17 protein-coding genes are annotated in these 18,539 nt (G+C 66.7%); 3 read left to right on the top strand and 14 right to left on the bottom strand.

All coding sequences use genetic code 11. From position 1 onward, the window contains the following. Positions 1-180 precede the first annotated feature (180 nt). Positions 181-999, top strand: a complete 819-nt coding sequence (locus tag ACUTR7_RS08700; protein ID WP_445608606.1) for a sulfite exporter TauE/SafE family protein — start codon at positions 181-183, stop codon at positions 997-999. On the opposite strand, the gene ACUTR7_RS08695 is transcribed toward ACUTR7_RS08700, so the two are convergent. The 4 genes from ACUTR7_RS08695 to hemN form a co-directional block, all read right to left on the bottom strand. Continuing rightward, positions 963-3,449: a bifunctional diguanylate cyclase/phosphodiesterase gene (locus tag ACUTR7_RS08695; RefSeq protein WP_013803222.1), complete on the bottom strand. Its 2,487-nt coding sequence runs from the start codon at positions 3,447-3,449 to the stop codon at positions 963-965. The two genes, ACUTR7_RS08700 and ACUTR7_RS08695, sit on opposite strands and share 37 nt — an antisense overlap. Beyond that, a complete protein-coding gene (locus tag ACUTR7_RS08690) occupies positions 3,446-4,792 on the bottom strand; it encodes an HD-GYP domain-containing protein (protein ID WP_071954957.1) in 1,347 nt (448 codons plus the stop codon). The genes ACUTR7_RS08695 and ACUTR7_RS08690 overlap by 4 nt, the downstream gene beginning before the upstream one ends. A gap of 69 nt (positions 4,793-4,861) precedes the next feature. Then, positions 4,862-5,578 (bottom strand): sulfite exporter TauE/SafE family protein, encoded by a 717-nt coding sequence (locus ACUTR7_RS08685; RefSeq protein ID WP_012204632.1) that lies wholly within the window; start codon positions 5,576-5,578, stop codon positions 4,862-4,864. Positions 5,579-5,583: 5 nt separating this feature from the next. Then, positions 5,584-6,966 carry an oxygen-independent coproporphyrinogen III oxidase gene (gene hemN / locus ACUTR7_RS08680; RefSeq protein WP_445608605.1) on the bottom strand — a complete coding sequence of 461 codons (1,383 nt, stop codon included), beginning with the start codon at positions 6,964-6,966 and terminating at the stop codon, positions 5,584-5,586. A gap of 162 nt (positions 6,967-7,128) precedes the next feature. Between hemN and fnr the strand changes: the two genes are divergently transcribed. After that, positions 7,129-7,848, top strand: coding sequence for a fumarate/nitrate reduction transcriptional regulator Fnr (fnr, locus tag ACUTR7_RS08675; protein ID WP_034391808.1), 720 nt, complete (start codon positions 7,129-7,131; stop codon positions 7,846-7,848). An 81-nt stretch (positions 7,849-7,929) separates the two neighbouring features. Here the strand turns inward: fnr and ACUTR7_RS08670 are convergent, their stop codons facing one another. From ACUTR7_RS08670 to ACUTR7_RS08630, 9 genes are all read right to left on the bottom strand, one after another. After that, positions 7,930-8,217, bottom strand: coding sequence for a hypothetical protein (locus tag ACUTR7_RS08670; protein ID WP_013803226.1), 288 nt, complete (start codon positions 8,215-8,217; stop codon positions 7,930-7,932). Positions 8,218-8,396: 179 nt separating this feature from the next. Then, on the bottom strand, positions 8,397-8,711 hold the full coding sequence (locus ACUTR7_RS08665) for a FixH family protein (protein ID WP_012204628.1): 315 nt from the start codon (positions 8,709-8,711) through the stop codon (positions 8,397-8,399). Between the two features lie 57 nt (positions 8,712-8,768). Beyond that, the gene (gene ccoG / locus ACUTR7_RS08660) at positions 8,769-10,223 is read right to left on the bottom strand and encodes a cytochrome c oxidase accessory protein CcoG (RefSeq protein WP_013803227.1); all 1,455 of its coding nucleotides are present in this window, start codon (positions 10,221-10,223) and stop codon (positions 8,769-8,771) included. Between the two features lie 77 nt (positions 10,224-10,300). Beyond that, positions 10,301-11,218, bottom strand: coding sequence for a cytochrome-c oxidase, cbb3-type subunit III (gene ccoP, locus ACUTR7_RS08655; protein WP_012204626.1), 918 nt, complete (start codon positions 11,216-11,218; stop codon positions 10,301-10,303). Between the two features lie 27 nt (positions 11,219-11,245). Continuing rightward, complete coding sequence (locus ACUTR7_RS08650) at positions 11,246-11,383, bottom strand: cbb3-type cytochrome oxidase subunit 3 (protein ID WP_012204625.1); 138 nt, start codon at positions 11,381-11,383, stop codon at positions 11,246-11,248. Between the two features lie 11 nt (positions 11,384-11,394). Further along, complete coding sequence (gene ccoO / locus ACUTR7_RS08645; RefSeq protein ID WP_012204624.1) at positions 11,395-12,027, bottom strand: cytochrome-c oxidase, cbb3-type subunit II; 633 nt, start codon at positions 12,025-12,027, stop codon at positions 11,395-11,397. A 19-nt stretch (positions 12,028-12,046) separates the two neighbouring features. Continuing rightward, positions 12,047-13,483, bottom strand: coding sequence for a cytochrome-c oxidase, cbb3-type subunit I (gene ccoN / locus ACUTR7_RS08640; protein WP_063326627.1), 1,437 nt, complete (start codon positions 13,481-13,483; stop codon positions 12,047-12,049). Positions 13,484-13,546: 63 nt separating this feature from the next. Then, entirely contained in the window at positions 13,547-13,684 is a 138-nt protein-coding gene (ccoS, locus tag ACUTR7_RS08635) for a cbb3-type cytochrome oxidase assembly protein CcoS (protein WP_013803228.1), read from the bottom strand. A 170-nt stretch (positions 13,685-13,854) separates the two neighbouring features. Continuing rightward, complete coding sequence (locus ACUTR7_RS08630; protein ID WP_445608604.1) at positions 13,855-16,287, bottom strand: heavy metal translocating P-type ATPase; 2,433 nt, start codon at positions 16,285-16,287, stop codon at positions 13,855-13,857. A gap of 116 nt (positions 16,288-16,403) precedes the next feature. Between ACUTR7_RS08630 and ACUTR7_RS08625 the strand changes: the two genes are divergently transcribed. Next, a complete protein-coding gene (locus tag ACUTR7_RS08625; RefSeq protein ID WP_012204620.1) occupies positions 16,404-16,847 on the top strand; it encodes a universal stress protein in 444 nt (147 codons plus the stop codon). 108 nt (positions 16,848-16,955) lie between these two features. Here the strand turns inward: ACUTR7_RS08625 and ACUTR7_RS08620 are convergent, their stop codons facing one another. Then, complete coding sequence (locus tag ACUTR7_RS08620; protein ID WP_445608603.1) at positions 16,956-18,509, bottom strand: malonate--CoA ligase; 1,554 nt, start codon at positions 18,507-18,509, stop codon at positions 16,956-16,958. Positions 18,510-18,539 lie beyond the last annotated feature (30 nt).

The raw sequence follows: 18,539 nt of genomic DNA, 5'->3' as shown, positions 1-18,539 counted from the left end.
GAGCGTGATCGTCTCGCGTTAGATGAACCCAACGTCTGGCTGCCCTTGCCCCCCTGAACCCCGGTTCAGGATGACGGCCCGGTGGTCTTTGCAGACACCTGATTCCAACCCGGCGCACCTCCACGGTGCGCCGGGTTTTTTGTTGCCCTCCCCGCCCCTCCACTACCGATCTTCTGCCGCATGCCTGACCTGCTGTTTCTCGAACTGGCCCTGCTGGGCCTGTGCTCCGGCTTCCTGGCCGGCCTGCTGGGAGTGGGCGGCGGCATGGTGCTCGTGCCGTTTCTGACCTACTTTCTCGACAAGCGCGGAGTCGGCCCGGATCTGTCCGTGAAGATGGCGATCGCCACGGCCATGGCCACCATCGTGTTCACCTCGATCTCCAGCCTGCGCGCCCACCATGGGCGCGGCGCCGTGCACTGGGACATCGTGCGCAGCCTGGCGCCGGGCATCATCACGGGCGGCCTGCTCGCCAGCCTGGGCGTTTTCGCGCTGCTGCGCGGCAAGTACCTGGCACTGTTCTTTGGCGTATTCATCGGCTACATGGCGCTGCGCATGCTGCGCAGCAACAGCCAGCCCACGGCCACGCGCGCCCTGCCCGGCCCGCTGGGGCTGTACGGCGCGGGTACGGGCCTGGGCTTCATCTCGGGGCTGGTGGGTGCGGGCGGGGCCTTCATCAGCGTGCCCTTCATGATGCGCTGCTCGGTGCCCATGCACATGGCCGTGGGCACCAGCGCGGCACTGGGGTTTCCGATTGCCGTGGTGAATGCGGCGGGCCTGATCTTCACCGGCGCGGGCGACGCGGGGCGCCCCGAATACTCGCTGGGCTACCTGTGGCTGCCGGCCCTGCTGGCCCTGGCCTGCTGCAGCGTGCTGACGGCACCGCTGGGGGCACGGGCCGCGCACCGGCTGCCCGTGGGCCAGCTCAAGCGCATCTTTGCCACGCTGCTGTTCGGCCTGGCGGCCTACATGCTCTGGAAGGGCTTGAGCGCAGGCAGCTGAGCGCTCGCGGCCTGGGCCATTCTCTGCCGGTAGGCGATGGCGCCAATGCCGGCGCGCTGCGCCTGCAGGCATTCGCCGAACTGCTCGCGCGGCAGGCCCGGGGCACACAGAAAGCCCTGGAAGTAGTGGCCCTGCATGCGGTGTATGGCCGTCAGCTGCTCGTGCGTTTCCACGCCCTCGGCCACGATCTCCACGCCCAGCGCCAAACCCAGGCTGATGATGGCGCCGACGATGGCCTGGTCGCCCTCGTCGCTGGGCAGGCCGCGCACGAAGCTCTGGTCGATCTTGATCTTGGAGATGGGCAGCTTCTTCAGGTAGGCCAGGTTGGAGTAGCCGGTGCCGAAGTCGTCAATCACCATGCCCACGCCCAGATCGGCGATCTGGCATACGCGCAGCGCCATGTCCTGGGCGTCCTGCAGCAAGATGCTTTCCGTCAGCTCCAGCTCCAGCAGCTGGGGTGTCAGGCCGTAGCTGCGCAGCAGCTCGGTCACCCGCTCGACAAAGCCTGACTGGCGGAACTCCAGCGCCGACACGTTGACCGAGACCTTGATGGGCATGCCCTGCTGCTGCCAGCGTGCAGCCTCCTGCACGGCCTGCTCCATGACCCAGGCGCCCAGCGTGACGATGTAGCCCGACTCCTCGGCCAGCGGGATGAAGACACCCGGCGAGACCACGCCGAATTCGGGATCGGTCCAGCGCAGCAGCGCCTCGGCGGCGACGATGCGGTCGCTGTCTATGTGCACCTGGGGCTGGAAGTAGACCGCCATGCGGCCATGCTCCAGCGCCTGGCGCATGGCGTGCTCCAGCTTCATGCGCGACAGCAGGCCGGCGCTCATCTGCGGCTGGTAGAAGCTGAAATGGCCCCGGCCCCGCTCCTTGACGCGGTACATGGCGGTGTCGGCCTGGCGGATCAGCTCATCCAGCGTGAGGCCATCGGCCGGGTACTGGGCCACGCCGATGCTGCACTGCACGGAAAAGCCCAGGCCGTCGAGCAGGAAGGGGCGCTCCATCTCCTGCAGGATGCGCTTGGCCACCGACGCGGCCAGCTCGGCGTTGCAGCCCTGCAGATAGAGCACGAACTCGTCGCCACCCAGGCGGCACAGGATGTCCACGGGCCGCATGCAGTCGCTCAGGCGCTGCGCGACCAGCTTGAGCACGCGGTCGCCGAACTGGTGGCCCAGCGAGTCGTTGATGATCTTGAAGCGGTCCAGGTCGATGAACAGGATGCTGAACACCGTGCCGCCTGCGCGCGCGGCCTCGATGGCTGCATCCACGCGCTCCGTGAGGTTCAGGCGGTTGGGCAGGCCGGTGAGCGCGTCGCTATAGGCCAGCTGTTCAATGCGCTGCTGGGCCACGCGCTGCTGCGTGAGGTCGCGCATGAAGCCGATGCTCTGCACCACGTCGCCCTGCGCGTTGCGCAGCGGCACCCAGGACAGGCGCACGGCGCAGCGCGCGCCGCCGGCCTGGCGCAGCCACAGGTCGCCCTCCCAGAAGCCGCCCTGGTGCCACTGGATGCGGGCCAGGTCGCCCAGGGTGTCGGCCTGGCCTTCGGAGGCCTCGAACAGCGACTCCACCGTGCGCCCCTGCACGGGCATGCCGCCGAGCAGGCGCTCGCAGGCCGGGTTGGTGCGGGCCACATCCATGTAGCCGTCGGCAATGAAGATGCCGTCCAGGCTGGACTCGAAGACGCGCGCGGCCAGCTCCAGGCCCGCCTGGGTCTGGGCCTCGGCCGTGATGTCGCGAAAGGAAAAGATCCGCCCCATGGGCAGGCCCCGGCGCAGCTGGGGCACGGCGCGGCGCTCCAGGATGCGCCCGTCGCGCAGGTCCAGCACGTCGGCCGCCTCCATCAGGGGCTGGGCCGACAGCAGCTTCAACTGGCGCGCATAGGATTCGGCATCGCGCACCTGGCTGGCCAGGTGGTCGAGGATGGCCACGTCGTTGCGGCGCACCAGCAGCGCCTCGGGAATGCCCCAGAGCGTGGCAAAGCGGTGATTGAAGGCGCGGATGCGGCCATCGGGATCGCAGACCAGGATGGCGTCGGCCGCGGACTCCAGCGTGGCGCGCAGCTCGCCCAACAGGCTCTCGAACTCGGCCTCGTGCAAGGCCTGCTCGCGCCGGTCCAGCATGCTGACCAGCAGCACCTCGCCGTCGAGCGCGCGCACGCGCATCTCCACGGGCGCCAGCTGGCCATCGGCGCGGCGCACCTCGGCAATGAACTGGGCTCCGGCCTGCCAGTTGAAGGGATCGCTCCAGAAAGCCTGCTGCTGCGGCGTGGCGGCCAGCACCTGCACGGGCAGGCCCGGGGCCGCATCGGCCTCATAGCCGGTGACGGATTCGCTGGCGGCGTTGGCGCGCAGCACCTTCAGGGTGCGCGCATCGATCAGCCACAGGGCCTCCTGCAGTGCATCCAGCAGGCGGGGCCAGGCGCGGTTGAGCGCTTGCTTGTTCAAGACGCCACCTTCGGTGGATCCAACTCCACCGCCCGTTCAAAGTAATAGCAGACACGCCGGCGCGGCGACAGGTAGTCCAGCGCATCGCGCGGCAGCTGCGCGGGCGCCACTCCCCGGCGTATGCCCAGCTCGGGAAACAGCTCCAGCGCCAGCACGGGCGCCTGCGCGGCCGGCACGCCGGCATCGTGCACCATCACCGAGGGCTTGAGCGGGCGTGATGCATTCACGGACATGACCATGGCATGGCGCCCGTCGGTCAGTTCCACCACCGAGCCCGGGGGGAACACACCCATCATGCGGATGAAGCCATTGAGCACGGGCGCGGCGAACTTGTCGCGCAGCCGGCTGAACAGCATGGACAGGGCCTCGTGCGGCGTATGCGGCGTCTGTGCATCGCCGGGGTTGCACAGGCGGTCGTAGCTGTTGACCAGGGCCAGGATCTGGCCCGTGAGTTCCATGTCTTCGGCCACCAGGCTCAGCGGGAACCCCGTGCCGTCGGCCCATTCATGGTGCTGGGCGATGGCTGTGGTGACCTGGGCCGACAGGCCCATGCGCATGGCAATGGCCACGGATTCGCCCACATGGCGCTCGTAGCGCTCGCGCAGGGCGTCGGGCACGGAAGGCTCCAGGGCCAGGCCGTGCATGCCTTCGACACCGGCCACGGGCTTGCCCGCGTCATGCAGCAGCGCCGCCAAGCCCAGGTCGCGCAGCAGCGATTCCTGCAGGCCCAGGGCCCGGCCCAGAAGCAGGCTGAGCACGGTCACGTTGACGGCATGCACGCTCTGGCTGCTGCCCACGCCATCGGACAGCAGGTGAATGGCCACGTCCTGCGGGCCCGCCAGTTCGGCCAGGCAGCCATCGACCAGGGCCTCGGTGGGCATGCGCGCCTGCTCGGGCGCGCTGGCGATGGTGGTCTCTATGGCCACATAGCCGCGCTCCACCTTCTGAAAGCGCGCATTGCAGTCCTCCAGCCGGCCGCGCCAGTCGGGCACGGACAGCAGCAGCGGTGCTGGCGCAGGTTCGGTGGGTGCAGGCTCGGGGGCCACCACGACGGGCGGCAGCTCCTGCGGCGGCGGGGTGCGCACCTCGGCGGGCCAGGTGTCGCTTTTGTGCGGGACACAGCGCACCACCTCCAGGCCCAGGGATTTCAGGGTCTGGATCTGTGCGCTGGAGGTGATCTTGAAGCTGCTGACCGGAAAGGGATGGTTCAGCCACCCAACATCGAGCTGGACAAACATGCCCGGACGGAGGTCTCGGATATCGATGAGGACGGAATGGTTCACGCGCGGCAACGGCCCCGAGGCTGAAGGAATCGGCAATATGTAAGCCGATGATTCGGGCATTATCTCCAGTTCTGAGGGCCTCGCAGCCAATCCGCGACCCCAGGTGCCAAGTCTGGCCTCAGCTGTTGCTCAACGGCACCAGAGGCTGGGCTTGTAGATCAGGTCCATCCACAGCGCCCATACGGCCACGCCCACCAGCATCAGGCCGGCCAGGCGCGTGCCCCATTCGGCGCGCAGGCCGTTCAGGCGCTGCCGGCCCAGCCGCCACAGCCAGGGGCCGGCCACCAGCCACAGCCCGCTGCCCACGCCAAAGGCCGCCATGGCCAGCGCGCCCTGCAACGGGCCGCCGCTGAGCGCGGCGACCAGCACGGCCGAATACAGCAGTCCGCAAGGCATGAGCGCCCAGGCATAGCCTGCCGCCAGCGTGCCGCCCGGCGCCGACACCCAGGGCTGCACGCGCCGCCAGGCAGCGCGGCCGGCAGACTCCAGCCAGGCGGGCTGGCGGGCCTGCACCATCATGGCCAGGCCCCAGGCCATCACGGCGACATGGGTCAGTGTCCAGAACGGCTGCAGCGCCGTGGTCTGGCTGGTGAGCCAGGACAGGCTCTCCATGGCCAGGGCCGAGGCAGCGCCCAGGCTGGCATAGCCGGCCAGACGGCCGCCGTGGAACAGCGCCGTGCGCAGCCACAGCCGGCTTTGCAATCCATGCACGGCCACCACCTGCGAGCCGCCGCCCTGCCCCGCCCCGCCCGTGACCACGCCGCAGGGCGCAGCGCACATGGCAAGGCAATGGGGCCCGCCGACGAGCCCCATGATCAAAGCGGTCCAGAGCAGCGACAACAGCATGGGGCCTAGATGATCCTCGAAAACCGCGCCCGGTTCTTGTCCGCCTGCAGATATCGGTCAAACAGCATGGCCACGCCGCGCACGAAGTACCAGCCCATGGGCGTGACCTGGAATCCCTCGTCGCTGATCTGCACCAGGCCCTTGACCTGCAGGTCCTCCAGGGCCGCCATCTCGGGCGCGAAGTACTCGCGAAAGCCCAGCAGCCAGGCCTGCTCCATGGGCTCGAACAGCACGGCGCCCTGGCACATGATGGCCATGATGACGGCGCGGCGCACCAGGTCGTCGCGCGACAGCGCCAGGCCCCGCACCACGGGCAGGTGGCTGGCGTCGATGGCGTCGTAGTACTCCTCCAGCGTCTTGGCGTTCTGGCTGTAGCTGGCGCCCACCTTGCCGATGGCCGACACGCCCAGCGCAATCAGGTCGCAGTCGGGCTGGGTGCTGTAGCCCTGGAAGTTGCGGTGCAGCCGGCCCTGGCGCTTGGCCACGGCCAGCGAGTCCTCCGGCAGGGCGAAGTGGTCCATGCCCACATAGACATAGCCACCGTCCATGAACGCGGCGATGGAACGCGACAGCATGGCCAGCTTGTCGGCCCCCTGGGGCAGATCCTCGGCCGCAATGCGCCGCTGCGGCTTGAAGCGCTCGGGCAGGTGGGCATAGGCATAGAGCGCGATGCGGTCGGGCCGCAGCGCGTTGACCTGGGCCAGCGTGCGCTCGAAGGATTCGGGCGTCTGCTTGGGCAGGCCGTAGATCAGGTCCACGTTGATGGAGGCAAAGCCCAGCTGCCGCGCGGCCGCCACCAGCTCGAACACCTGCTCTGCCGGCTGCACGCGGTGCACGGCGATCTGCACCTGCTCGTCGAAGTCCTGCACGCCGAAGCTCAGGCGGTTGAAGCCCAGCTCCTTGAGCACGGCCAGGCGCTCGACGCTGACGGTGCGCGGATCGACCTCGATGGAGTACTCGCCACCCGGCTCCAGCTTGAAATGCTCGCGCAACAGGCCCATCAGCGTGCGCAGCTCGTCGTCGGAGAAGAAGGTGGGCGTGCCGCCGCCCAGGTGCAGCTGGCTGACGGTCTGGCCCTTGCCGCAATGGGCCGTGTGCAAGGCCATCTCGCGCGCCAGGTAGTCCAGGTAGACGGCGGCGCGATCGTGGTGGCGCGTCACGATCTTGTTGCAGGCGCAGTAGTAGCAAAGCGACTCGCAAAAGGGCACGTGCACATACAGCGACAAAGGCATGGCACGCGCTGCGGTACTCGATTTGCGTTGTTGCAGCGCCAGGATATAGTCCTCTGCACCAAAGGCCTCGACAAAGCGGTCGGCGGTAGGGAACGAGGTGTATCGGGGCCCCGGTACGTCAAAGCGACGCAGCAGCTCTGGGGTGACAGCGGTCATGGGTTTTTTCCTCTAATACCTCGACTGTGCCGCAGCACATCGGTCATGTCCTTGACTCATATCAAGAGTTGTTTGAGGGACTGCTGCGACAATTTGATCCAACTCATCGCAATCCACGAGGTCACCGCCGGCACGCTGTGTGCCGCTGATGTTTATCACTCCATGAACCTTCAGACCATCAAAGCCTCCTGCTCCAACTGCAACCTGCGCGAACTGTGCATGCCCATGGGCCTGGATGCCGAGCAGATGCAGCGCATCGACGACATCGTGGCCACGCGCCGCAAGGTCAAGCGCGGAGGCCTGCTGTTTCGCAACGGCGAGACATTCACCTCGCTGTACGCCATCCGCACCGGCTTCTTCAAGACCTGCGTGGCCACCGAGGACGGACGCGACCAGGTCACAGGCTTTCAGATGGCCGGCGAGATCATCGGCCTGGACGGCATCGTCAACGACCACCACACCTGCGATGCCGTCGCGCTGGAAGACGCCGAAGTCTGCGTCATGCCCTTCGACAAGCTGGAAGACCTGTCGCGCGAGGTCACGGCCCTGCAAAACCATGTGCACAAGGTCATGAGCCGCGAGATCGTGCGCGAGCACGGCGTGATGCTGCTGCTGGGCAGCATGCGCGCCGAGGAGCGCCTGGCCGCCTTCGTGCTCAACCTGGTGCAGCGCCTGCATGCGCGGGGCTTTTCCAAGTCCGAACTGGTACTGCGCATGACGCGCGAGGAAATCGGCAGCTACCTGGGCCTGAAGCTGGAGACGGTGAGCCGCACCTTCTCCAAGTTCGCGGACGACAACATCATCGAGGTGCGCCAGCGCCATCTGCGCATCCTGGACACGGAGGCGCTCAAGCGCATCGTCAACAGCCAGCAGTGCCAGTGAGGCTGCAAGGGCAGTAAGCATTCATCCGCCAATGAACAAGGCCCGCTGTCGCGGGCCTTGTTCATTGCGGCGGGCTCTCGATCAGTCCCGCCCCAGCCCCTGCATGGCCAGGTCCGGGTCGGGCTCGGAGACCACGCCGTCATTGAGATCACGGGCCGAGCGGCCCAGCATGGTGGTCATCAGGCTGGAGAGCATGGTCACGCCCCAGAAGGCGAAGAAGGCCAGCGTGTAAATGCCCTGGCGCGACCAGCCCAGGTCGCCGAGCCAATGCAGCTCCAGCGGGTCCACAAAGGCAAAAACCAGCATCTCCATCACGGCGGCTGCCAGAAAGGCAGGCCAGGCAATCCACATCCAGCGTTGGGCCAACATCAGCGATCTCCTTGTGCTGTCGAGGGGTCGACTTCATTGTGCGCCGCGCCAACGCATGGCGCCAAGCCCCGCAGCGCCCTGCACGCCTGTAGGAAACCCTCACCCGTCGCGCATGCCGGAGATGCGATCCGCCATGCAAAAAGGCCGCGACTGCGGCCTCTTGCAGGGGTGCACGGCGATCAGCGGTCCGTGGGGTGATCGTGCGCGGGCGTGGCCGCATGGTTGCGGCCGGTGACGGCGGGCGCCATGCTCTTGGGCACTTCGCGCACGCCATCGGCACGCTCGTTGATCGTGATGCCGTTGCGGTAGTAGTCGGGATCGATCACGGGATCGGCGCCGTTGATGGCGATGATGGCCGTGATCACGGCAGCGACCACCACGGCCGCCGGGCCGGCCACCACCAGCCAGACATGGCCGAACTTCCACCAGGGCTTGCCGGCGTCGGGGTGCGAGGGAGCCTGCGCGGGCGCGGACACTGCGGGACTGGAAGACATGGGAAACCTCTTTCTTTCAGGCGGCAGGCGCGGACCGTGCCGCGCCTGCCAGGAACATCACCGGGGCACCAGGAAGACGGCCTTTTCGGACGCGCGTCCCGCGCCCGAATGCACGGCATCGATATCGAAGAATACGGTGTGCGAGCCCGGCTCGGCCGAACCGTAGGGAATCTGCAGGCGCGCCGCAATGCCGCGCGTCTCGGCCGGGCCGACCTCGACTTCCTGCTCGGACGCCAGCTCCAGCCCATCGAGGCCATGGGCGCTGATGCGGTAGCGCTGGGCCTGCTCGGTGGCATTCATGATCTGCAGGCGGTAGACATTCTCCAGCTTGCCGCCCGCCACGATGCGCGACAGCGAGGCGCGGTCGCGGATCACGTCCACCTTGACCGACTGGCGCAGCGCCAGGCTCACGATCATGGCCACGCTCAAGCCGATCAGCACGGCCGAGTAGATCAGCACGCGCGGACGGAAGATGCGGCGCAGCACCTGGGCACGCCGCCACAGGCCGGCCATGGCGTTCTGCGTGGTCAGGCGGATCAGGCCGCGCGGGTACTCCATCTTGTCCATGATGGAATTGCAGGCGTCTATGCACAGGCCGCAGCCAATGCATTCGTATTGCAGACCGTTGCGGATGTCGATGCCCACGGGGCAGACCTGCACGCACATCTTGCAGTCGATGCAGTCGCCCAGGCCCTGGGCCTTGTAGTCCACCTTCTTGGTGCGCGGTGCACGCGGCTCGCCCCGGCCCGTGTCGTAGCTGACGATCATGGTGTCCCGGTCGAACATGGCGCTCTGAAAGCGCGCATAGGGACACATGTACTTGCAGACCTGCTCGCGCATGTAGCCCGCGTTGCCATAGGTGGCAAAGCCGTAGAACAGCACCCAGAACATCTGCCAGCTGCCCTGCAGCGCCAGCAGCTCGCCGCCCAGCTCGCGGATGGGCACGAAGTAGCCCACGAAGGTGAAGCCGGTCCACAGCGCAATGGCGATCCACAGCAACTGCTTGAGCGACTTCTTCCAGGCCTTCTCGAAGGTCCAGCCGTTCTTGTCCAGCCGCATGCGCGCGCTGCGGTCGCCTTCGACCTTGCGCTCCACCCACATGAAGATCTCGGTGTAGACCGTCTGCGGGCACGAGAAGCCGCACCACAGGCGCCCGGCCACGGCCGTGAACAGGAACAATGCCAGCGCCGAGATGATCAGCAGGCCAGCCAGGTAGATGAAGTCCTGCGGGTACAGCACCAGCCCGAAGAGATAGAAGCGCCGCGTTCCGAGGTCGAACAGCACCATCTGGCGCTGGCCCCACTCCAGCCAGGGCAGGCCGTAGAAAACCAGTTGGGTGAGAAACACCAGGGCCCATCGCCAGCGTGCGAAGACACCGCTGATGGAGCGCGGGTAGACCTTCTTTTCCGACTCGAACATCGACACCAGCTCGCCCGGATCAGGCGTGGCCGGCGTGATCGGAATGACTTTGCGGGGAGGCTTCCCGGTGTCATCCCCGCTCTCGGGCTTCATGGTGGGTTCCTTTGTTTTTTTGAAATATCTGAAAACTCAAAACGCAAAAAGGCGGCGCCGCAGCGCCGCCCCTGTGCTTACTGACGGACTGCGCCGTCTTTGTGCGACATGCCCCAGACATAGGAAGCAAGCACCGCGATCTGCGCCTCGGTCAGCTTGTCCTTCTGGGCAGGCATCTCGTTGTGCTTGCCGTTGTTGATCATGGCCGTGATGGCGGCCTCGCCCCAGCCGTGCAGCCAGATGTCATCGGTCAGGTTGGGCGCGCCCAGAGCCTGGTTGCCCTTGCCGTCCATGCCGTGGCAGGCTGCGCAGGCCGTGAACTTGGACTTGCCCAGCGAGGCCTTGAGCGAGTCGTGCGGGCTGCCCGACAGGCTCAGCACATAGTGCGAGAGGTTGCGCACATCGTCGGGCGTGCCGACGGCAGCGGCCATGGGCGGCATGATGCCGATGCGGCCACCCGTGATGGTTTCCCTGATCTTCTCGGGCGTGCCGCCATGCAGCCAGTCGCCATCGGTCAGGTTGGGGAAGCTCTTGCCGCCGCGTGCATCCGAGCCGTGGCACTGTGCGCAGTTGTTCATGAACAGGCGCTCGCCGATGGCCATGGCCTGGGGATCCTTGGCCATGTCTTCGGTGCTCATGCTCGTGAACTTGGCGTACAGCGGCTCCAGGTCCGCGCGGGCCTTGGCCATCTCGTTTTCATAGGCGCCCAGCTGCGTCCAGCCCAGCTTGCCCGCGAACGAGCCCAGGCCCGGATAGGCCGCCAGGTAGGCGAAGCCGAACACCGAGGTGATGATGAACAGCCACATCCACCACTTGGGCATGGGGTTGTTCAGCTCGCGCAGGTCCTCGTCCCAGACGTGGCCCGTGGTGTTGTCGGCCGAGGGGACCACCTTCTTGCGTGCGGTGAGATACAGCAGCAGCAGGCAGCCGATGATGCCGCCCAGCGTGATCGCCGTGACATAGATCGACCAGAAGTTGTTTACGAAATCGCTCATGGGAAGTTCTCGTTCTGGTGGAGGGACTCAGTCTTGCTCGAACGGCAGCTGGGCGGCCTCGTCGAAACGGGCCTGGTTGCGGCGGGCGAACGCCCACCACCAGATGCCGATGAAGCAGGCCAGCGAGGCCAGCGTGGCCACGATGCGCATGGTGGTGATGTCCATGTCGCTCTCCTTTACTTGACCGAACGGCCCAGGACCTGCAGGTAGGCGATGACGGCGTCCATTTCCGTCTTGCCCTTGACCTGCTCGGCAGCGCCGCTGATTTCCTCGTCGCTGTAGGGCACGCCCACCTTGCGCAGCGCGCTCATGTGCTGGGCGACCACGGTGTCATCCACCTTGTTCTTTTCCAGCCAGGTGTAGGCAGGCATGTTGGACTCGGGCACCACGTCGCGCGGGTTGTTCAGGTGGATGCGATGCCATTCGTCGCTGTACTTGCCGCCCACGCGGTGCAGGTCGGGACCCGTGCGCTTGGAACCCCACTGGAAGGGGTGGTCATAGACGAACTCGCCAGCCACCGAGTAGTGGCCGTAGCGCATGGTCTCGGCGCGGAAGGGGCGGATCATCTGCGAGTGGCAGTTGTAGCAGCCCTCGCGCAGATAGACGTCGCGGCCCATCAGCTGCAGCGGCGTGTAGGGCTTGAGGCCCGCCACCGCTTCCGTGGTCGACTTCTGGAAGAACAGCGGAACGATTTCCACCATGCCGCCGACGGCGACCACCAGCAGGGTCAGCACGATCAGCAGGAAATTGTTGGTTTCCACCTTCTCGTGGGAAAAGCTCTTGGGAGCGCTATTGTTGTGATCGGACATGAGTAATGCTCCTAGACGCTCAGGCGTGGGCCACGACGGCAGGCACGGCCACCTTCACCGAACGGCCCGAGATCGCGGTCTTCCAGGTGTTCCACAGCATGACCAGCATGCCGCCCAGGTACAGCAGGCCACCGGCCACGCGGATCACGTAGAACGGATAGCTGGCCTTGACGCTTTCGACGAAGGTGTAGGTCAGCGTGCCATCGGGATTGACGGCGCGCCACATCAGGCCCTGCATCACACCGGCGATCCACATCGCGGCGATGTACAGCACGATGCCGATGGTGGCCATCCAGAAGTGCAGTTCGATGGCGCCCACCGAGTGCATCTTGGTCTTGCCGAACAGGCGCGGGATCAGGTAGTACAGCGAGCCCATGGTGATCAGGCCCACCCAGCCCAGGGCGCCCGAGTGAACGTGGCCCACGGTCCAGTCCGTGTAGTGCGACAGCGCGTTGACGGTCTTGATGGACATCATCGGACCTTCGAACGTGGACATGCCGTAGAACGACAGCGACACGATCAGGAAGCGCAGGATGGGGTCGTCGCGCAGCTTGTGCCATGCGCCCGACAGCGTCATCACGCCGTTGATCATGCCGCCCCAGCTGGGAGCCAGCAGGATCAGCGAGAACACCATGCCCACGGACTGCGTCCAGTCGGGCAGCGCGGTGTAGTGCAGGTGGTGAGGACCCGCCCACATGTAGGTGAAGATCAGCGCCCAGAAGTGGACGATGGACAGGCGGTAGCTGTAGACCGGACGGCCAGCCTGCTTGGGGATGAAGTAATACATCATGCCCAGGAAGCCTGCGGTCAGGAAGAAGCCCACGGCGTTATGGCCGTACCACCACTGCACCATCGCGTCCTGCACGCCGGCGTAGGCCGAGTAGCTCTTCATCCAGCCGGCCGGAATGGCTGCGCTGTTGACGATGTGCAGCAGCGCCACGGCGATGATGAAGGCGCCGAAGAACCAGTTGGCCACGTAGATGTGACGGACCTTGCGGATGCCGATGGTTCCGAAGAACACGATGGCATACGAGACCCAGGTCACGGCGATCAGCAGGTCGATCGGCCACTCCAGCTCGGCGTACTCCTTGCCCTGGGTGTAGCCCAGCGGCAGGCTGATGGCGGCGGCGAGAATGACGATCTGCCAGCCCCAGAAGGTCAGGCTGGCCAGCTTGGGCATGAACAGCCGCGTCTGGCAGGTGCGCTGCACCACGTAGTAGCTGGTTGCGAACAGCGCCGATCCGCCAAAGGCAAAGATCACGGCGTTCGTGTGCAGCGGACGCAGGCGCCCGTAGCTCAGCCATGGAATGCCGAAGTTGAGTTCCGGCCAGGCCAGCTGCGAGGCGATCAACACCCCGACAGCCATGCCTACCACCCCCCAGACGACGGCCATGATAGAGAACTGCCTTACGACGGAATCGTCGTAATAGACAGCGTTTTTATTTGAACTATCCATCGTGCACCCCTTAGATTGCTATCAAAGTGTTACGTTCTTCGCTCCCGGGCGTGTTGACCCACGTCAATCGTCCCGAAGAATGCGCTCACCCTCTTGCTCCACACTCTCGAACTGCCCGCGATACACGGCCCACCACAGGGCCGCAAGGATGGCCAGCACCAGCACCACCGACAGCGGGATCAGCAAATACAAAATATCCATGGTCAGTTCCCCGTGGCGCTGACGCGCCACCCACTGCGCCCAACACCGGCGCCCCGCCAACAAAGGGCGCCGAGCAAGGGCCGCCCCGCAGCGAGGGCGCCGTCCCCCTCCCTCGCGAAGCGAGAAAGAGAGGGGGAAGCGGCGCAGCCGCTCAGGGGGTGTTTCAAGTTCTACCTCCCCACCGTTGCGGTGGAGCCCGTCTTCATCGCGACGGACGCTGCGGGCGCAGCAGGCGTGCCCGTGTGTTTCGTTGCAGCCAGTGGCAGGCTGCGCGCAAGGCGCGCGGCATTCATCACCACCAGCAGCGAACTCAGTGCCATTCCCAGGCCGGCCACCCAGGCAGGCATGAAGCCCGCCAGGGCCAGCGGAATCGACACCGCGTTGTAAGCGGCTGCCCAGGCCATGTTCTGGCGCACCACCTGCAGCGTGCGGCGCGACAACAGGCATGCCTGGAGTACCAGTTCCAGGCTGTCACCCAGAACAACGAAATCTGCGCGCGATTGTGCCAGGGGCACTGCTCTACCAAAAGCAAAAGAGACATGCGCTCCAGCTAAAACTGGGCCGTCGTTGAGGCCGTCGCCCACCATGGCCACCTGGTGGCCGGCAGCCTGCGCCTGCTGCAGGCGCTCCAGCTTGTCCTGCGGGCTGCAGCCGCCTTCGGCCTGGGTGATGCCCACGCGCGCCGCCATGGCGCGGGCCGCGTCCTCGCGGTCGCCGGACAGCAGCATCACCTGCACGCCATGCCGGTGCAGCGCCTGCACCACGGCGGCGGCCTCGGGCCGCACGTCCTCGCTGAGGACGAAGCGGGCCAGCGTGTGCCAGCCCTGCGAGGTCTCCTCGGCCAGCAGCACCCCCTGCACGGGCTGCTCCCCGGCCAGGCCTGCGTGCAGGGCCGAGCCCAGCCGCAGATGGCGGCGCGCGCCGGGGCGCTGCACCCAGGCGTCCAGGCCCAGGCCGGCCATTTCCTGCATGGTGTCCAGCTTCCAGTCGGTGGCGGCATCGGCGCCAGCCTGCGCAATGGCGCGCGAGGCCGGGTGGATGGACTGGCGCGCCAGCAGCGCCGCCAGTGCCAGCACTTCGTCGGCATCTTCGCCCGCAGCAGGCTCGAAGGACGACAGGGCCAGGCCATCGCGCGTGAGCGTGCCGGTCTTGTCGAACACCAGGGTGTCCACGGCGGCCAGCGCCTCCAGGCCCTGCAGGTTGCGCACCAGCACGCCGCTGCGCGCCAGCGTGCCGGCGGCGGTGAGCATGGCCACGGGCGTGGCCAGCGACAGCGCGCAGGGGCAGGTGACGATGAGCACGGCCACCGCCACCATCATGGCCTTGCCGGGATCGGTGGGCCACCACCAGATGGCGGCGCCCAGCGCAGCCAGCAGCACCACGACGAGAAACGGCCGCGCCACCTTGTCGGCCAGCTGGGCCAGGCGCGGCTTTTGCAGCGAGGCGCTTTCCATCAGGCCCACGATCTGGGCGAAGCGCGTATCGGCGCCCACGCCATCCACGCGCACATCGACCACGGCATCCAGGTTGTAGCTGCCGGCCGTGACGGTATCGCCCTCGGCACGCAGCACGGGCGTGGACTCGCCGGTGAGCAGGGCCTCGTCGGCATGGGTGCGGCCGCGCACGATGGTGCCGTCGGCCGGGAAGGCCTCGCCACTGAGCACGCGCACCCGGTCGCCCGCCCGCAGGCGGCGCGTGGCCACGCGCTCGAAATGGCCGGCTGCGTTCTCGCGCAGCACGGCATCGGGCAGGCGGTTCATCACCGCTTCCAGCGCGCCGGCCGTGCGGTCGCGCAGGCGCAACTCCAGCCAGCGGCCGGACAGCAGGAAGAAGACGAACATGGTCAGCGAGTCGTAGAAGACTTCCTCGCCGAAGGGCCCCGAAGGATCGAAGGTGCCCAGCGAACTGATCACGAAGGTGATCAGCATGCCCAGGGCCACGGGCAGGTCCATGCTCACGCGGCGCTGGCGTATGTCGCGCAGCGCGCTGGAGAAGAAGGGGCCGCAGCAAAACAGCACCACGGGCAGCGAGATGACCCAGGAGGCCCAGCGCAGCAGCGTCTCCATCTCCTGCGACAGGTCGCCGGGGCGGGCCACGTAGGCGGGCCACGCATACATCATCACCTGCATCATGCAAAAGCCGGCCACCAGCCAGCGCCACAGCGCCCGGCGGCTCTCGGCCTGGCGACGCTCGCGCGCAAAGGCATCGCGTGCGGGAAGCGCCTGGTAGCCGGCGCGCCGCACGGCCTCCATCCACTCGGAGGGAAGCACCTGCGCGTGGCGCCAGGTGACACGGGCGCGGCGCGTGGCAGCACTGACTTCGGCCTTCTCCACTCCGGGCACGGCACGCAGCGCATCCTCGATGGTCAGGGCGCATGCGGCACAGTGCATTCCTTCCAGAACGACGTGCGAATCCCAGGCGGGAAAGTCGGTGGGTTCCTTGGAAGGGTCGGCGGGAGTTGCGGGGCCTGCGGGCCGTCCGAACGAACTCCACTCCTGCGGATCATCCAGCAGCCGGGCGGTGGCCTGCTGCGAGGGCGAGGGGCCTGAATCAAGCGCCGCCACTGCCGCCTCGCTGGATGGGGCTATCGTGGTGTGGGGCATGGTTCTTAGCGTAATCGGGCCGCATGATAAGCGTATTGACATTAATCAACCGTTAACTCATGGTTGGGTCTATGCTGACTTCATCCCATCCATCAGCACACACGAAAGGAGCACGCATGTACAACCGCATCCTGATCGCCACCGACGGTTCCGAGCTTTCCGACAAGGCCGTGGACAGCGGGCTAGGCCTTGCCGCGCTGTGCGGCGCCAGCGTCGTCGTCGTCCAGGTGGTGCAACACTATCCGCGCAGCTACTTCGAGGGCGGCGAGACCGTGGACCTCAAGCAGATCGAGCGCATCGAAGGCCAGTGGACTTCCAACGCGCAGACCGTGCTGGATGCCATCCATGCCAAGGGACAGGCTCTGAAGGTCAACGTGACCACCGAGATCGTCAAGTCCGACCTGGTCGCCGAAAGCGTGATCGACGTGGCCAAGCGCCGCGACTGCGATCTCATCGTCATGGCCTCGCACGGACGCAAGGGCCTGCAGCGCCTGCTGCTGGGCAGCGAGACGCAGCATGTGCTCACGCACACCCATATCCCCGTGCTCGTCCTGCGTTGAAGGGTAGCGGCAGCCTCGGCGGCCGCCACACAAAAAAAGGCATCGGCGGCGCCGATGCCTTTTGCTTTTTCAATCAGGCCAGGGCGCAATCCGCACCCTGGCGCCAACTCAGGCGAACAGCTGCTTGTGTTCGTCGCGCAGCAGGTTCTTCTGCACCTTGCCCATGGTGTTGCGCGGCAGCTCCTGCACTACGAAGCAGCGCTTGGGAATCTTGAAATTGGCCAGCTGGCCCTTGAGCGCATCGACCACCGCCTGGGGCTCCAGGGCGGCACCGGGGCGCGGCACGACCACGGCCACGCCCACTTCGCCGAAGTCCGGGTGCGGCACGCCGATCAGGGCGCTTTCGGCCACGCCGGGCAGCTCGTTGATGAAGCCTTCGATCTCGGCCGGATAGACGTTGTAGCCGCCCGAGATGATCAGGTCCTTGCTGCGGCCCACGATGCTCACATAGCCCCGCTCGTCGAGCTTGCCCACGTCGCCCGTGCGGAACCAGCCATCGGCCGTGAACTCCTCGGCCGTCTTCTCGGGCATGCGCCAGTAGCCCTTGAACACATTGGGGCCACGCACCTGGATGTTGCCGATCTCGCCCACGGGCACCTGCTCGCCTGCGTCGTCCACGATGCGCACGCCCACGCCGGGCAGCGCAAAGCCCACGGTGCCGGCGCGGCGCTCGGACTGGCCGCCGTTGTGCGCGTCGGCGCGGTAGGGATTGGAGGTCAGCATGATGGTCTCGCTCATGCCGTATCGCTCCAGGATGACGTGGCCGGTGCGCTCCTGCCAGTCGCGGTGCGTCTCCACCAGCATGGGTGCCGAGCCCGAGATGAACAGCCGCATGTGGGCCGCCGCCTCGCGCGTGAGCCGCGCGTCCGCCAGCATGCGCACGTAGAGCGTGGGCACGCCCATGAAGACGGTGGCGTCGCGCATGCGCGAGATCACCGTGCCGGGCTCGAACTTGGACAGCCAGATCATGGGGCTGCCATTGATCAGCGCGCCGTGGATGGCCACGAACAGGCCGTGCACATGGAAGATGGGCAGCGCGTGGATGAGCACGTCGCCGTCCTGCCAGCCCCAGTAGTCCTTGAGCGTCTCGGCGTTGGACAGCATGTTGCCGTGCGTGAGCATCGCCCCCTTGCTGCGGCCCGTGGTGCCGCTGGTGTAGAGGATGGCGGCCAGGTCGTCCTCGCTGCGCTCCACCACCTCATGCTCGTCGCCATGGTGGGCCGCGCGTTCCAGCAGCGTGCCGCTGCGGTCGTCGCCCAGGGTGTAGACATGGGCCACGCCCGAGGTGAAGGCGATCTTGGAGACCCAGCCGAAATTGCCCGGCGCGCAGACCACGACGGCGGGCTCGGCATTGCCCACGAAGTATTCGATCTCGGCGCTCTGGTAGGCCGTGTTCAGCGGCAGGAAGACATGGCCGCTGCGCAGCGTGGCCAGATAGAGCATCAGCGCCTCGACCGACTTTTCCACCTGCACGGCGATGCGGCTGGCGGGCGGCAGTTGCAGCGACTGCAGCAGGTTGGCCATGCGCGCGCTGCCACGGTCCAGGTCGGCCCAGCTGTAGAACAGGCTGGCGCCGTCCGCGCCTATGGCCTCTACGGCCCACTTCTGCAGATCCTGGGGAAAGGCGGCGCGCAAGGCAGCGAACAGATTGCGGTTGGTCATGGCTGTGAAGAAGAAGGAAGAGTCCGCGGG

Source organism: Delftia sp. NA_296.1 (assembly GCF_052692095.1).
This window is presented reverse-complemented; position numbering and strand designations above follow the sequence as displayed.

What these genes read in the sequence shown, in the direction of transcription:
- ccoP (WP_012204626.1), bottom strand. Translation starts at nt 11,218, where the DNA reads ATGAGCGATTTCGTAAACAACTTCTGGTCGATCTATGTCACGGCGATC.
- ACUTR7_RS08665 (WP_012204628.1), bottom strand. Translation starts at nt 8,711, where the DNA reads ATGTCTTCCAGTCCCGCAGTGTCCGCGCCCGCGCAGGCTCCCTCGCAC.
- ccoG (WP_013803227.1), bottom strand. Translation starts at nt 10,223, where the DNA reads ATGAAGCCCGAGAGCGGGGATGACACCGGGAAGCCTCCCCGCAAAGTC.
- ccoO (WP_012204624.1), bottom strand. Translation starts at nt 12,027, where the DNA reads ATGTCCGATCACAACAATAGCGCTCCCAAGAGCTTTTCCCACGAGAAG.
- ACUTR7_RS08650 (WP_012204625.1), bottom strand. Translation starts at nt 11,383, where the DNA reads ATGGACATCACCACCATGCGCATCGTGGCCACGCTGGCCTCGCTGGCC.
- hemN (WP_445608605.1), bottom strand. Translation starts at nt 6,966, where the DNA reads ATGACCGCTGTCACCCCAGAGCTGCTGCGTCGCTTTGACGTACCGGGG.
- ACUTR7_RS08620 (WP_445608603.1), bottom strand. Translation starts at nt 18,509, where the DNA reads ATGACCAACCGCAATCTGTTCGCTGCCTTGCGCGCCGCCTTTCCCCAG.
- ccoS (WP_013803228.1), bottom strand. Translation starts at nt 13,684, where the DNA reads ATGGATATTTTGTATTTGCTGATCCCGCTGTCGGTGGTGCTGGTGCTG.
- ACUTR7_RS08685 (WP_012204632.1), bottom strand. Translation starts at nt 5,578, where the DNA reads ATGCTGTTGTCGCTGCTCTGGACCGCTTTGATCATGGGGCTCGTCGGC.
- ccoN (WP_063326627.1), bottom strand. Translation starts at nt 13,483, where the DNA reads ATGGATAGTTCAAATAAAAACGCTGTCTATTACGACGATTCCGTCGTA.
- fnr (WP_034391808.1), top strand. Translation starts at nt 7,129, where the DNA reads ATGAACCTTCAGACCATCAAAGCCTCCTGCTCCAACTGCAACCTGCGC.
- ACUTR7_RS08625 (WP_012204620.1), top strand. Translation starts at nt 16,404, where the DNA reads ATGTACAACCGCATCCTGATCGCCACCGACGGTTCCGAGCTTTCCGAC.
- ACUTR7_RS08700 (WP_445608606.1), top strand. Translation starts at nt 181, where the DNA reads ATGCCTGACCTGCTGTTTCTCGAACTGGCCCTGCTGGGCCTGTGCTCC.
- ACUTR7_RS08670 (WP_013803226.1), bottom strand. Translation starts at nt 8,217, where the DNA reads ATGTTGGCCCAACGCTGGATGTGGATTGCCTGGCCTGCCTTTCTGGCA.
- ACUTR7_RS08630 (WP_445608604.1), bottom strand. Translation starts at nt 16,287, where the DNA reads ATGCCCCACACCACGATAGCCCCATCCAGCGAGGCGGCAGTGGCGGCG.
- ACUTR7_RS08690 (WP_071954957.1), bottom strand. Translation starts at nt 4,792, where the DNA reads ATGCCCGAATCATCGGCTTACATATTGCCGATTCCTTCAGCCTCGGGG.